The 12,176-nt window shown below is 60.9% G+C and carries 9 protein-coding genes; all 9 read left to right on the plus strand.

Annotated elements, in window-relative coordinates; genetic code table 11:
* Positions 1–250 precede the first annotated feature (250 nt).
* The 9 genes from IFT47_RS26335 (at position 251) to IFT47_RS26375 (ending at position 12,092) form a co-directional block, all read left to right on the plus strand.
* Positions 251–2,323, plus strand: coding sequence for an LTA synthase family protein (locus IFT47_RS26335; RefSeq protein ID WP_192175036.1), 2,073 nt, complete (start codon positions 251–253; stop codon positions 2,321–2,323).
* A gap of 168 nt (positions 2,324–2,491) precedes the next feature.
* Complete coding sequence (locus tag IFT47_RS26340) at positions 2,492–2,728, plus strand: hypothetical protein (RefSeq protein ID WP_192175035.1); 237 nt, start codon at positions 2,492–2,494, stop codon at positions 2,726–2,728.
* A 249-nt stretch (positions 2,729–2,977) separates the two neighbouring features.
* On the plus strand, positions 2,978–3,316 hold the full coding sequence (locus IFT47_RS26345) for a ribonuclease E inhibitor RraB (RefSeq protein WP_192175034.1): 339 nt from the start codon (positions 2,978–2,980) through the stop codon (positions 3,314–3,316).
* A 454-nt stretch (positions 3,317–3,770) separates the two neighbouring features.
* Positions 3,771–5,180 (plus strand): circularly permuted type 2 ATP-grasp protein, encoded by a 1,410-nt coding sequence (locus IFT47_RS26350; protein ID WP_074891898.1) that lies wholly within the window; start codon positions 3,771–3,773, stop codon positions 5,178–5,180.
* Between the two features lie 12 nt (positions 5,181–5,192).
* Positions 5,193–6,152: an alpha-E domain-containing protein gene (locus tag IFT47_RS26355; protein WP_065989404.1), complete on the plus strand. Its 960-nt coding sequence runs from the start codon at positions 5,193–5,195 to the stop codon at positions 6,150–6,152.
* Positions 6,149–7,003, plus strand: a complete 855-nt coding sequence (locus IFT47_RS26360) for a transglutaminase family protein (protein ID WP_192175033.1) — start codon at positions 6,149–6,151, stop codon at positions 7,001–7,003. The genes IFT47_RS26355 and IFT47_RS26360 overlap by 4 nt, the downstream gene beginning before the upstream one ends.
* 805 nt (positions 7,004–7,808) lie before the next feature.
* The gene (locus IFT47_RS26365; RefSeq protein ID WP_192175032.1) at positions 7,809–9,014 is read left to right on the plus strand and encodes an acetyl-CoA C-acetyltransferase; all 1,206 of its coding nucleotides are present in this window, start codon (positions 7,809–7,811) and stop codon (positions 9,012–9,014) included.
* 67 nt (positions 9,015–9,081) lie between these two features.
* Complete coding sequence (locus IFT47_RS26370; RefSeq protein WP_192175031.1) at positions 9,082–11,220, plus strand: 3-hydroxyacyl-CoA dehydrogenase NAD-binding domain-containing protein; 2,139 nt, start codon at positions 9,082–9,084, stop codon at positions 11,218–11,220.
* Between the two features lie 149 nt (positions 11,221–11,369).
* Positions 11,370–12,092, plus strand: a complete 723-nt coding sequence (locus IFT47_RS26375; protein WP_192175030.1) for an amidotransferase — start codon at positions 11,370–11,372, stop codon at positions 12,090–12,092.
* Positions 12,093–12,176: the final 84 nt, after the last annotated feature.

The following is a 12,176-nucleotide window of genomic DNA, read 5'->3' on the forward strand; positions in this document are numbered from 1 at the left end:
AGAAAATATGAGTGGCGTCGTTAATGAACGGAATTTTCACCGTTTCTTCGGGAAGATTCGCGCCGTTCCAAGGCTACCCACTGATTGAGATAAATGATTGAGCCGATCCGTCATGAAGAATGCGCGGGATCGGTGGTAAACCGCGAGGGTTCACGTAATATTTGGCCCCCGCAGCCCGGACCGGCATTTCGATGTGGTCGGGCGCACCGCTTTTTGAACCTAAACCTGAATCCAACGGATCCCACAACACATGGCCAAAACGGACGCCCCGGCGCGCGCGCCGCAACCTACCGTCAAATCGCACCTGGCCTATACGCTCCTGAGCGGCCTGGTGCTGATGGTCCTGTACACCCTTTTGCGCGTTGCGCTGCTGGTCTATAACCGCGAAGGCATCGGCGCGACGCCGGCTTCGACGTTTGTCGAGGCGTTCGGCAATGGCCTGCGATTCGATCTGCGTCTGGTCGTGTACATCCTGATTCCCCTTCTGCTGTCCCTGTTCAGCGCGCGCCTGATGGCGGCCCGTGGGGTGTTTCGCTTCTGGCTAACGCTGGTTGCGAGCCTGACCGCGTTCTTCGGCCTGATGGAGATGGACTTCTACCGTGAATTCCACCAGCGCCTGAACGGCCTGGTTTTCCAATACGTCAAAGAAGACCCGAAAACCGTTCTGAGCATGATCTGGTACGGCTACCCGGTGGTTCGTTATCTGTTGGCGTGGGCACTGGTGACCTGGTTGCTGAGCCTTGTCTTCAAAGGCGTCGATCGCGTGACCCGTCCCCGTGGCGGGTTCAACGTCGCCAGCGCCGACAACCGTGTGGTCGCGCCGTTGTACAAACGTGCCGTGGTCTTCCTGCTGTGTCTGGTGGTGGCCGTCATCGCCGCTCGCGGCACCTTGCGCCAGGGCCCGCCGCTGCGTTGGGGCGATGCCTACACCACTGACTCCAACTTCGCCAACACCCTTGGCCTGAACGGCACGCTGACGCTGATCGCGGCGGCGAAGAGCCGCATGTCCGAGGACCGCGACAACATCTGGAAAGCGACCCTGCCTGTGGCTGAAGCCCAGCAGACGGTCCGCGACATGCTGCTGACCGCCAACGACAAGCTGATTGATCCTGAGAAAGCCGCTGTCCGTCGTGATTTCACACCGCCGCCGGCCAACACGCTGCCGATCAAGAACGTCGTCGTGATCCTGATGGAAAGCTTCGCCGGCCATTCGGTGGGTGCGCTGGGTGACGAATCGAACATCACGCCTTACTTCGACAAACTGTCCCAGGAAGGTCTGCTGTTTGATCGATTCTTCTCCAACGGTACGCACACCCATCAGGGCATGTTCGCGACCATGGCGTGCTTCCCGAACCTGCCGGGCTTTGAATACCTGATGCAGACACCGGAAGGCAGCCACAAGCTGTCGGGTCTGCCGCAGCTGCTCAGCGCGCGCAAGTACGACGACGTTTACGTCTACAACGGTGACTTCGCCTGGGACAACCAGTCAGGCTTCTTCAGCAACCAGGGCATGACCAACTTCATTGGCCGCAACGACTTCGTCAACCCGGTGTTCTCGGACCCGACCTGGGGCGTGTCCGATCAGGACATGTTCGACCGTGGCGCCGAGGAGCTGAAAGCCCGCGAGGCCAAAGGCAAGCCGTTCTATGCCTTGCTGCAAACCCTGTCCAACCATACGCCGTACGCACTGCCGGCCAATCTGCCGGTCGAGCGCGTCACCGGGCATGGCACGCTGGATGAACACCTCACCGCCATGCGTTATTCGGACTGGGCGCTGGGGCAGTTCTTCGAGAAGGCCAAGAAAGAGCCGTACTACAAAGACACGCTGTTTGTGGTCGTCGGTGACCACGGCTTCGGCAACAACGAGCAGATCACCGAGATGGACCTGGGCCGCTTCAACGTGCCGATGCTGATGATCGCCCCGGGCCTGCAGGACAAGTTCGGCAAGCGCAGCAGCATCGTCGGTACGCAGATCGACATCGTGCCGACCATCATGGGCCGCCTGGGTGGCGACACCGTGCACCAGTGCTGGGGCCGCGACCTGCTCAATCTGCCGGCGGGAGACGAGGGCTTTGGCGTAATCAAGCCATCGGGCAGCGAGCAGACCGTGGCGCTGGTCACCGGCAACCGGATCCTGATCGAACCCAAGGAAATGGAGCCGAAGGTCTACAGCTACGAGTTGGGCACCAAGCCCCATGCCGAGCTGATGCCGAATGCGCCGGACGTCGCTGAGTTGCGCAAGAAGCTCGACAGCTTCCTGCAGACCGCGACCAAGAGCCTGCTGGACAACACGGCAGGGGTCAAAGACGCCAAGCCACAATGACCGCAGCCTGATGAAAACGCCCCGATACCGGGGCGTTTTTTTTGCCTGCGAATCCTTGGCTTCAGGCTGCCAACGTCAGCTGTGCGCTGACGATTCGGGTTGAACGTCGTTGCGCTGCAAGGGTCAAGATCATCAGGCCGTTGTCAGGCCTTTACTGAGGAGACATTGATGAAAGTGTGGACTATTTCGTTTCTGGACAAAGACGGTGTGCAGCAAACCCTCGATCTTGAATCCGATCACCGTCCCAGTGAAGAAGAGGCTGCGCAGCAACTCCGTCCCATCCTGTTTCCGGTCGCCAGTGATCTTGATCTGAACGACCTCGACGGTCGCACTGCCGAGCCCACCGTGAAGACACTCAAAGAGCAGAACGCGGTACAGATCATCTCCATCATCGAGGCTTCGTAAGAAGCCTGTATTTCCCGCCATCCTGCCAATTGGCAACGCACTGGCAATGGGCGTACTCTGCGATCGAGGTCGGTGATGCATCTACCCGAGTCCGCTTGCGTACGTATGCCCGTTTTGTAAAACGCACCGGCCTTGTCAGCGACATGCTTGAGTCCCGGGCGGCAGATGACCTGCCGCTACACGCCTCGCCATCGAGGGGTGTTTCGGGATAGTTGAAACTCTATCTATCGTTGCATAGGAGGACGTTTCATGAGCACAGCCTATCAAGAAGACATCAGCAGCCATGTTCTGCGCTGCATGAAAGAAGGCGGTTTCGACTTCGCACGCATTCACCCCATCGAGTTCTATGCCACCTTTCCGGATGAGGACCGGGCGCGTCAGGCTGCGGAAAAATTTCGTGGCGAGTCAGTGAATGTCCAGCTCAATGCACTGGAAGACGGTGCGTGGCACCTGGAACTGAGCAAGTTGATGTACGCAACGTACGACGGGATAGGCGACTTCGAGCAGGATTTCCAGACGGCGATTTTCGGTCTGGACGGGGAGGTTGAAGGCTGGGGCGTCAAACAGGAGCTCAAGCGCCTTCATTGAGCTGATCAACCGTCATGCGCCGAAGCGAGGCGCCGATCGTTGAAAATTGTCTCCCGCCTTCACGACCAAGTGTGGAGCGGGAGATGCACCGAGCTGAATCACGGGCAAAAAAAAGCCGCTCTCTTCGGAGCGGCGGAAAGGGAATATCGGGTGGCGTTGCCAATAAGGTTTTGAGCCAATCGCCTTGTGTGATCCGGCGGGTTGATCTGCGGTATGGGGCGATTATGCTCAGCCCCTGAACCGGACGGAAATGAACTGTCGCTATGCCAGCGATAGATTTTCAGAGTGAACGACGCTTCGCCATGAAGCGTCGGGGAACGGGTTAGGGCGCATCGTGCACAGGAATGGTGCGGACGCTCCGGCTGTTTAATTCAACCCATTGATATTAAAGCGTTTATGCCGATGGCACGGGCCTTGCGAAGGCTCTGGTGTCCATGGTGACAAGGAGTACGGCATGATCCGCACCTTTTATGACGAGATGTACGATGCGGGCGGCATAGTTCGTCCGCATTATCGGGAATTCGCCCGCTGGTTGGGTGAAGCGCCGCCTGAGTTGCTCGCTCAGCGTCGGCGTGAGGCCGATTTATTGTTTCATCGCGCCGGGATCACATTCACGCTGTACGGCGACGAGCAGGGCACCGAGCGGTTGATCCCCTTCGACACCATTCCACGGAGCATTCCGGCCAGCGAATGGCGGGTGGTCGAGCGTGGCTGCATTCAGCGCGTCAAGGCGCTGAACATGTTTCTCGCTGACCTCTATCACGATCAGCGCATCATCAAGGCCGGGATCATTCCTGCCGAACAGGTCCTTGCCAACGAGCAATACCAGTTGGCGATGCAAGGCCTGAATCTGCATCGCGACCTGTATTCGCACATCTCCGGCGTCGATCTGGTGCGTGACGGCGACGGCACGTATTACGTGCTCGAAGACAACCTGCGCACGCCAAGCGGCGTGAGCTATATGCTCGAAGACCGCAAGATGATGATGCGGCTGTTCCCCGAGCTGTTCGCCGCGCAACGCATCGCGCCGATCGATCACTACCCGAATCTGTTGCTGGACACCCTGAAGAGCTCTAGCCCGCTGGATAACCCCAGCGTCGTCGTGCTGACCCCCGGGCGCTTCAACAGCGCGTTTTTCGAGCACGCGTTTCTGGCCAGGGAAATGGGCGTCGAACTGGTGGAAGGCGCTGACCTGTTCGTGCGCGATGACCGCGTGTTCATGCGCACCACCGACGGCCCGAAAGCGGTCGACGTGATTTACCGCCGGCTCGACGACGCGTTCCTCGATCCGCTGGCGTTCAATCCGGATTCGATGCTCGGCGTGCCGGGCCTGCTGGCCGCGTACCGGTCGGGCAATGTGGTGCTGGCCAATGCCATTGGCACCGGCGTGGCGGACGACAAGTCGGTCTACCCCTTCGTCACCGACATGATCCGTTTTTACCTCGACGAAGAGCCGATCCTCAAGAACGTGCCGACCTGGCAGTGCCGCAAGCCCGAGGAGCTGTCCCACGTGCTCGCCAATCTGGGCGATCTGGTGGTCAAGGAAACCCAGGGCTCCGGCGGTTACGGCATGCTCGTGGGCCCCGCAGCCACCGCCGCCGAAATCGAGTCGTTCCGGGCGCGGCTCAAAGCCAAGCCCCACGCGTATATCGCGCAACCGACCTTGTGCCTGTCGACCTGTCCGACCTTCGTCGAGAACGGCATCGCCCCGCGCCACATCGACCTCCGCCCGTTCGTCCTGGCTGGCCGCGAAACCCGTGTAGTGCCCGGTGGTCTCACGCGTGTTGCCCTGCGCGAAGGCTCGCTGGTGGTGAACTCGTCGCAGGGTGGCGGAACCAAGGACACCTGGGTGGTCGAGGATTAAGGATGCCTGCCAATGCTAAGTAGAACTGCCTCGGATTTATATTGGATGTCGCGGTACCTGGAGCGCGCCGAGAACCTCGCGCGGATGCTCGACGTCAGTTATTCGCTGTCGCTTATGCCCCAGGACGGACGCGGGGATGGCCTCAATGAAATCGCCATGCCCCTGCTGATCACCGGAACCCTGGACGATTACCTGGAGCGCCACGGCGACCTGCACGCCGAACGCTTGCTGCACTTTTTCGCGCTGGACGCCGAGAACCCGGCAAGCATCTTCAGTTGCCTGGGTGCGGCGCGGGCCAGTGCCCATGCGGTGCGTGGGCGCATTACTGCGGACATGTGGGAAAACATCAACGCCACGTATCTGGAAATTCGCGGCATCGCCGAGCAGGGTTTGAGCCGTTACGGCATGAGCCGGTTCTGTGAGTGGGTCAAGGAGCGTTCGCACCTGTTCCGCGGCGCGACTTACGGCACCATCATGCGCAACGACGCATTCCGTTTTATTCGTCTGGGGACGTTCATCGAGCGCGCCGACAACACCCTGCGCATGCTCGATGCGCGTTATGAAATGCTCGAATTGCGCGGCCCGTCCGCCAACGCGGCGGCAGACAGTTCCGCCGCTGGCTACTATCAATGGAGTGCGCTGTTGCGCGCGTTGTCGTCATTCGAGGCGTACACGGAGGTTTATCGCGATGCACCGGGTGCCCGTCAGGTCGCCGAATTGCTGCTGTTGCGTGCGGACATTCCGCGCTCATTGCGCGCGTGCCTGGAGGAGCTGGACATCATTCTCGCCAGTCTGCCCGGGGCCAATGGCCGTCCCGCCCAGCGTCTGGCCGCCGAGCTGGACGCTCGCTTGCGCTACACCGGCATCGACGAGATCCTCGATGAAGGCCTGCATGAGTGGTTGAACGAATTCATTCCACTTCTGGCCCAACTGGGTAGCGTCATTCACACTTCTTACCTGGAGGCTGCATGAGACTCTCAATTAGCCACGAGACCACCTATCACTACGACGATCAGGTCCGCGCCAGCATCCAGTATTTGCGTCTGACCCCCCACGACAGCGAGCGCCAGCAGGTGTTGAGCTGGCAGTTGGCATTGCCGCGCCCGGTGCGTGCTCAGATCGATCCGTTCGGCAATATTCTCCACGTGCTGACCCTGGACGAACCCCACGAAGCCATCGTCATCGGTGCGCGCGGCCAGGTCGAGATCGACGAGAAGCGCGAGGCGGAACACGAGACGCAGTCGTCGCTGCCGTTTCTGCGCTTTACCCGCCTGACCGAGGCTGACGAAGCGATTCGCGCCTTTGCCATTGCCCAGACCCACAAGCGCACCGACCGCACCGCGCTGATCGATATGATGCACGCGCTCAACGAGCACATCACCTATACGCCAGGCTCGACCGCCGTCGATACCAGCGCCGCCCAAGCGTTCGCCAGCCGTGTTGGCGTCTGTCAGGATCACACCCACGCGTTTCTGGCCTGCGCCCGCAGTCTCGGGGTGCCGGCGCGCTATGTGTCGGGTTATCTCTACAGTGACAGCAGCGAACACCTGTCCAGCCATGCGTGGGCGGAGGCGTGGATTGACGACGCGTGGTACAGCTTTGACGTGACCAATCAGTTGGCGATCCCGGAACGGCATCTGAAGCTGGCGGTTGGCCTGGATTACCTGGACGCCTGCCCGGTGCGCGGCATGCGTCGCGGCGGTGGCTGCGAGCAGATGCACGCCAAGGTGGTCGTGTCGCCCTCATCGCCGATTGCTGTTCCGGCCGCTGCGAAGAAAAAGCCCGTCCCGGCGCCGATGATTCAGGTGCAACGCCAGGGTTGATCAGCCCCTAGCGGTCGGGCGTTCAGCTCGGCCGCCTTCCCACCACTTGCGCGCTAGTCGGTGCGCCAGGCAGCCACTCCCCCCGCCACAGAACAAGCCGACACTCCGCGACATAACGAGCTGATACCCGTGCGGCCGACTTTCACCCTGTATGAGACAGGAAATCAGGCTACGCCGTCGCAGGATGTTGCACGTGCCGAGCGCAGCCTGCTCAGCCAAACAACCGTGTCATGTTCGGCAAGATCAGCAGCAGCGTAGTGGCGAAAACGATGAGTCCGGCCTGACGTATTTTCGAGCGCTTGAACTTGAATTTGAACATGGTAAATGCCTTTTCTTGTTATTCCTGAGCGACAGAAACCCATATGCTTTGGTCGAGACCAAGGCGGGGGTTGGCAAAGGTGAGGCAAAAGAGCAGGTGCCCCGATCAGCAGATCGTGGACGGCGGGCGCTGGGTGAATCGATTTTGTTATGGCGCCACTGCTACTGACTAAACCTTAGAGCCCGCGTGCTGTGCGACTTAGATCATTGAGGATTATCCAGTCGAATTCTTATAACTTCGTTAGGGTTGGCGGATAGCCGTCGCTCAGATATTCGCCTGCTAGACACCTGCGACCAAAACTGCCTGCTTTCAATAGCCCGCTACCGTTCGTCCGAGTCCGAAACTTCTCACAACCAGCTACCCTGTCAATCGATCCGGTGAAAGAGCGCGCTCTGTGATATCGCTTGTGATAGATAGTGCTCCCATGACAGTTCGACTATCGGCCGGACATATAAGAAGACAGATCATCGGTTTAGCGAGGACAGCATGACCGAAGCGTTTATTTACGATGCCTTGCGCACGCCGCGGGGCAGGGGCAAGCCGGATGGCGCGTTGTACAGCGTCAAACCGGTGGATCTGGTGGCAGGGCTGCTGAAAGAACTGCAAGTGCGCAATCACCTCGACACCCACCACGTCGATGACATTGTGCTGGGCTGCGTTACGCCCGTCGGCGATCAGGGGGCCGACATCGCCAAAACCGCAGCGCTGGTCGCCGATTGGGCCGTCAGCGTGGCCGGGTTTCAGATCAACCGGTTCTGCGCGTCGGGGCTTGAAGCGGTGAATCTGGGAGCGATGAAGCTCCGTTCCGGGTTCGAGGATCTGGTGGTGGTCGGCGGGGTCGAGTCAATGTCGCGCGTGCCGATGGGCAGTGACGGCGGCGCCTGGGTACTTGATCCGCAAACCAACCTGCACACCCACTTCACGCCTCAGGGGATCGGCGCCGATCTTATCGCCACCCTCGAAGGCTTCAGCCGCGATGACGTGGACCTGTTCGCCCTGCAATCCCAGCACAAGGCGGCGCTGGCCCGGGAGCGGGGTGCGTTTCGCCGTTCGCTGGTGCCGGTCAGGGACCAGAACGGCCTGCTTTTGCTCGACCATGACGAGTTCATCCGCCCCGACACCACGCTGGAGGCGCTGGGCAACCTGCGCCCGAGTTTCGAGGCCATCGGCAAAATGGGCTATGACGCCACGGCGCTGCGGGTCTACAGCCATGTCGAACGCATCGAGCATGTGCACACGCCGGGCAACAGCTCCGGCATCGTCGATGGCGCCGCGTTGATGCTACTCGGCACCGCGCAAAAAGGTCAGGCCCTGGGACTGCGACCACGGGCGCGCATCGTGGTCACGGCGGTGACCAGCACCGATCCGACCATCATGCTCACAGGACCTGCGCCCGCCACGCGCAAAGCCCTGGCGCGGGCGGGGCTGACCATTGATGACATCGACCTGTTCGAGGTCAACGAAGCCTTCGCCTCGGTGGTGCTCAAGTTCATCAAGGACATGGGTGTCGACCCCGACAAGGTGAACGTCAACGGCGGCTCGATTGCCCTCGGCCATCCACTTGGCGCCACGGGCTGCATCATTCTCGGCACGCTGCTCGACGAGCTGGAAGCCCGGCAGTTGCGTTACGGTTTGGCGACCCTGTGCGTCGGCGGCGGCATGGGCATCGCGACGATCATCGAGCGGGTATGAACGTGGAGCACGATAACCGCTACGCCGACCGCCTTTACCCGATAACCGTTTCAGGAAGAACGACCGCATGAGCGATGCCATCCGCTACGAAACCGGCACGGATCAGATCGTTACGCTGACCCTCGACATGCCCGGCCAGCAGGCCAATACCATGAGCGCGGCGTATCGCCAGGCCATGGCCGAGACGCTCGAGCGCCTGCAGGCGGACAAAGAGGCCATCGCCGGTGTGATCATCCGCTCGGCGAAGAAGACCTTCTTTGCCGGCGGCGACCTCAACGAGCTGAGTCAGGTCGACGCCACCCGCGCCGCCGCCTTCTACCAGATGACCATGGACCTCAAGGCCCAGCTTCGCGCGCTGGAAACATTTGGCAAGCCGGTGGTGGCTGCCATTGAAGGCTCGGCATTGGGCGGCGGCCTGGAGCTGTGCCTGGCCTGTCACCATCGCATCGCAATCAATGGCGGCCAGGTCAGATTGGGCTTGCCGGAAGTCACCCTCGGTTTGCTTCCGGGCGGGGGCGGCACCGTGCGGCTGGTGCGCATGTTGGGGCTGGAGAAAGCGCTGCCGTTGCTGATGGAAGGCCGGACAATGGGCGTCGAGCAGGCCTTGAAAACAGGTGTGATCGATCAACTGGCCAGCGATGCCGATGACCTGATGGCCAAGGCGCGCGAATGGATTCTGGCCAATCCGGCGCCGATCAAAGCGTGGGATCAACCGGGGTTTCAATTGCCCGGCGGCACGCCTGCGCACCCGAAAGTGGCGCAGATGCTGGCCATCGCGCCGTCAATGTTGCGCAGCAAAACCTGGGGTTGCTATCCGGCGCCGGAGAAGATCCTGGCCGCAGCCGTGGAAGGCGCCCAGGTGGATTTCCATACAGCGGAGAAAATCGAGGCGCGTTACTTCACCGAGCTCGCCACGGGACCTGTCGCGAAGAATATGATCGGCAGCTGGTTTCAGCTCAACCGGGTCAAGGCCGCAGAGGCGCGGCCCAAGGCGCCGCCGGTGTTCAACATGCGCAAGGTCGGCATCCTCGGGGCCGGGCTGATGGGCAGCGGCATTGCCTATGTCACGGCGGTGGCGGGCGTCAGCGTGGTCCTCAAGGACATCAATCTGGCCGCGGCACAGAAGGGCAAGGATTACTCGGCGCGACTGCTGAACAAGCAGCTTGCCAGAGGCCGCATCACCGAGGCTCAGCGCGATGCCGTGCTGGGCCGTATCAAGCCGACAGGCCGCGACAGCGACCTTGAAGGCTGCGACCTGATCATCGAGGCGGTGTTCGAGAACCGCGAGTTGAAAGCTCAGGTCAGCGCCGCCGCCGAGCAAGTGGTCGTGCCCAATGCGGTGATTGCGTCCAATACCTCGACGCTGCCAATCACAGGCCTTGCCAGCGCCATCAGCCGGCAGGAGCGCTTCATTGGTCTGCATTTCTTCAGCCCGGTGGAGAAGATGCGCCTGGTGGAAATCATCAAGGGCGCGCGCACCAACGACATGACCCTGGCGCGGGCCTTCGACTTCGTTCGCCAGATCGGCAAGACCGCGATTCTGGTCAATGACACGCGCGGCTTCTTCACCTCGCGGGTGTTCGCCACCTACGCCGACGAAGGCATTGCCATGCTCGGCGAGGGCGTCAGTGCGCCGATGATCGAGACCGAGGCGCGCAAGGCCGGGATGCCGGTGGGGCCGCTCGCGGTGTCCGATGAAGTATCGTTGCGGCTGATGAGCCAGATTCGCCAGCAGACGCGCAAGGACCTGGCCGAGCAGGGCGTTGAGCTGGCCGGGCATCCGGCCGACGCGGTCATCGAGCAGCTGTTGCATGAATTCGATCGCGCAGGGAAAACCTCCGGCGGCGGTTTTTACGACTACCCCGACGGCGGACCCAAGCACTTGTGGCCGGAGTTGAAAACCCGGTTTGAGAAGCCCGACGCACAGATCAGCGGCCAGGATATTCGCGACCGCCTGCTGTTCATTCAGGCCCTTGAAACCGTTCGTTGCATGGAGGGTGTGCTGCGATCGACGGCGGACGCCAACGTGGGTTCGATGCTTGGCATCGGCTTTCCGGCCTGGACTGGCGGGGCGTTGCAATTCGTCAATCAATACGGGCTGAAGCCGTTTATCACCCGTGCCCGGGCCTTGGCCGAGCGCTATGGCGAACGTTTTCAGCCGCCTGCGTTGCTATTGGAGAAAGCCGAAGAGGGGACGCTGTTCTAGCGAAGACTCTTCGCTGTGCCATATCAAGGGTTGGGACAGCGAGGGTCCAGTTGACGACAGCGGGCGGCCACAACTGGGCCTTGCCTTGCCCCGGCCTTCAAGGCAGGCTTGAGCCCACGCATTTTCGCTTTGTCGCTTCAGGAATTTTTATGTCGTTACGCATCTGCATTCTGGAAACCGACGTACTTCGCCCGGAGCTGGTCGATCAATACCAGGGTTACGGGCGGATGTTCGAAAAACTCTTTGCTCAACAGCCGGTGCCTGCGGAGTTCGTCGTCTACAACGTCATGCACGGCGATTACCCGCCGGATGACGAGCAATTCGACGCCTATCTGATCACGGGCTCCAAGGCCGATTCCTTCGGCACCGATCCATGGATCGAAACCCTCAAGACGTATCTGCTCGAACGCTACAAGCGCGGCGACAAATTGCTGGGCGTATGTTTCGGCCATCAATTGCTGGCGCTGCTGCTGGGCGGCAAGACCGAGCGCGCATCCCAAGGCTGGGGCGTCGGCATTCATCACTACAACCTCTCACCGACCCAGCCATGGATGACGCCGGCGCTGGACAAACTCACGCTGCTGATCAGCCATCAGGATCAGGTCACGGCGTTGCCCGAAGGCGCAACGGTCATTGCCACCAGTGAGTTCTGCCCATTCGCCGCGTATCACATCAACGATCAGGTGCTGTGCTTCCAGGGTCATCCGGAGTTCATCCACGACTACTCGCGCACCTTGCTCGACATCCGTCAGGACGCGCTGGGTGAGCAGGTCTACGGGAAGGGCATCGCCAGCCTGGAAGAAGACCACCACGGCACGGCGGTGGCGGAATGGATGATGCGGTTTGTGGCGAACAAGCGGCCGGTGAACTGACATCGCGGTTGCGCTCATTTTGCAACCACGCAGGTGCATCTGCCGAACGATCAATTGTGGGAGCGAGCTTGCTCGCGAAGAGGC

This window comes from Pseudomonas sp. CFBP 13711, from assembly GCF_014842265.1.
Classification (GTDB): Bacteria; Pseudomonadota; Gammaproteobacteria; order Pseudomonadales; family Pseudomonadaceae; genus Aquipseudomonas.

Excerpts from the sequence above, each read along its gene's own strand:
- IFT47_RS26345 (WP_192175034.1), top strand. The coding sequence starts at position 2,978 with ATGAGCACAGCCTATCAAGAAGACATCAGCAGCCATGTTCTGCGCTGC.
- IFT47_RS26340 (WP_192175035.1), top strand. The coding sequence starts at position 2,492 with ATGAAAGTGTGGACTATTTCGTTTCTGGACAAAGACGGTGTGCAGCAA.
- IFT47_RS26355 (WP_065989404.1), top strand. The coding sequence starts at position 5,193 with ATGCTAAGTAGAACTGCCTCGGATTTATATTGGATGTCGCGGTACCTG.
- IFT47_RS26375 (WP_192175030.1), top strand. The coding sequence starts at position 11,370 with ATGTCGTTACGCATCTGCATTCTGGAAACCGACGTACTTCGCCCGGAG.
- IFT47_RS26335 (WP_192175036.1), top strand. The coding sequence starts at position 251 with ATGGCCAAAACGGACGCCCCGGCGCGCGCGCCGCAACCTACCGTCAAA.
- IFT47_RS26365 (WP_192175032.1), top strand. The coding sequence starts at position 7,809 with ATGACCGAAGCGTTTATTTACGATGCCTTGCGCACGCCGCGGGGCAGG.
- IFT47_RS26350 (WP_074891898.1), top strand. The coding sequence starts at position 3,771 with ATGATCCGCACCTTTTATGACGAGATGTACGATGCGGGCGGCATAGTT.
- IFT47_RS26360 (WP_192175033.1), top strand. The coding sequence starts at position 6,149 with ATGAGACTCTCAATTAGCCACGAGACCACCTATCACTACGACGATCAG.
- IFT47_RS26370 (WP_192175031.1), top strand. The coding sequence starts at position 9,082 with ATGAGCGATGCCATCCGCTACGAAACCGGCACGGATCAGATCGTTACG.